This window comes from Nguyenibacter vanlangensis (genome assembly GCF_013376155.1).
Taxonomy (GTDB): Bacteria; Pseudomonadota; Alphaproteobacteria; order Acetobacterales; family Acetobacteraceae; genus Gluconacetobacter; species Gluconacetobacter vanlangensis.
The window spans coordinates 1-1,551 of sequence record NZ_JABXXP010000653.1 but is presented as its reverse complement, the minus strand read 5'-3'; the positions used below and the strand labels follow the sequence as shown (position 1 = coordinate 1,551).

The following is a 1,551-nucleotide window of genomic DNA, read 5'->3' as shown; positions in this document are numbered from 1 at the left end:
AAGCCGCGCAGGGTCATGCGGCACAGGCTGTCCGCGCCCCCGACCACCACCGCGTCGCACAGCCCGGCCTCCAGCCAGTGCCGCGCATCCACGAAGGCGCGCGAGGACGATGCACAGGCGTTCGAAACGCTTAGCAGCGGGCCATCGAGCGCAAGCCGGCCGGCGACGAAGCGCGGCAGGGAGAACAGGTCGTGCGTGCGCGCCTGATCGAACGAAGGCGCCAGAGCGCGGGTCGCGGGGTCGGCCCGCGCGTAAGCGTCCTCCGCACTGAGGATACCTGAGGTAGAGGTGCCGAGTACGACGGCGATGCGTTCCGGACCATAGAAGGCGCGCGCCTGCGCCACGGCCTCGCCGAAACCGTCGGCCGTCAGGGCCATATCGGCGAGGCGGTTGTTGCGGCAGTCGAAACGCAGATCGGAACCGCCGATCCGGTGCGCCTGCACGCCGCGCACCGCGCCCGCGAAACCAACCGCGATCCCCGCGAAATCGCATGGTGCCAGTCCCGATCGCCGCGCGCGCAGGGCGTCGGCCGTCTCCGCCAAGCCGCGCCCAGCCGCGCTGACCACCGTACCCGACGTGATGAGCAGGGGCTTCATGATGCGTACGTGCGCTCCGTCTCGCGCCGTTGTCCCGCCAGCAGGAAACCGAAGATCATCGCCAGAATGACACCGGGCGCCACCGTCGTCCCGATATGCCGCAGAATGACCGTGTGACACAATCCAAGCAGACCGAAGGTGAGCACCGTCATTGCGTTGCAGGTCAGGAGCGTACGCATGGTGCGGGCGCGCTCGGCGTCGTCGAGCTGCGACCGCGCGAAAAACAGAGCGTAGTCCAACCCGACCCCCACGACGAATTGCAGCGCCACGCAATGCACCAGCGTCACCCGCACACCCGCGAGTGCGAAGAGCCCCAGCAGGGTAACGACCGCGCCCCCTACGGCGGCGATCACGCGCGCGACGCGCCGCCAGTCCCGCAGCCCGAGCGCGAGAACCACCACAGCCAGCACGCCGCCGAGCACCATGAGACGCAGCGTCCGGCCCATGTAGCGCGCGGCGAACCCGTCCATCTCGCGGTGCATATCGAGCAGCAGAACGCCATCCTGTCCGGCGAAGGCGCGCGATAAGGCCATCGGATCGCGCACGCCCTCGGGCAGGATCAGCCCCCACCAGCGCCCGTTGCGTTCAAACAGCAGCGGGCCCAATGCTGTGCCGAGCGGCGTGTTCACGAGGTCAGCGGGCATCAGCGGCGGCATCGCACGGGCAGCCGCGACGTCAGCCATGAACCCGTCCAGAGCAGCCTCGCGCAGCGGCTGGTCCGCGCGCGCGGTGGTCACCGCCGCCCGGAGCGCCGCCACGCCCGGCAATCTTTCCAGCCGCCGTTCCTGAAGAGCGCGGGACGGCAGTAGACGCGCGGCATCCTGGATCCCGGCGATCGCACCTTGGGCGCGCAACCGCGCAATCAGCGGCGCGAGGGCTTCCTCGCGTTGAAGCACAGCCTGCGCGTCGGCACCGGAGACCGCGAGCAGCAGCGACGGATCGGGCGCGCCGAGCT

1 protein-coding gene and 1 pseudogene are annotated in these 1,551 nt (G+C 70.1%); both read right to left on the bottom strand.

Going from position 1 to position 1,551, the window contains the following annotated elements; translation table 11 throughout:
- Positions 1-596: beta-ketoacyl synthase N-terminal-like domain-containing protein (locus HUK84_RS17680; RefSeq protein WP_281362850.1), on the bottom strand; the 596-nt coding region annotated here is incomplete at its 3' end.
- Positions 593-1,551 (bottom strand): annotated as a pseudogene (locus HUK84_RS17675) (MMPL family transporter); the annotation flags it as partial. The gene HUK84_RS17680 and the pseudogene HUK84_RS17675, both read right to left, overlap by 4 nt.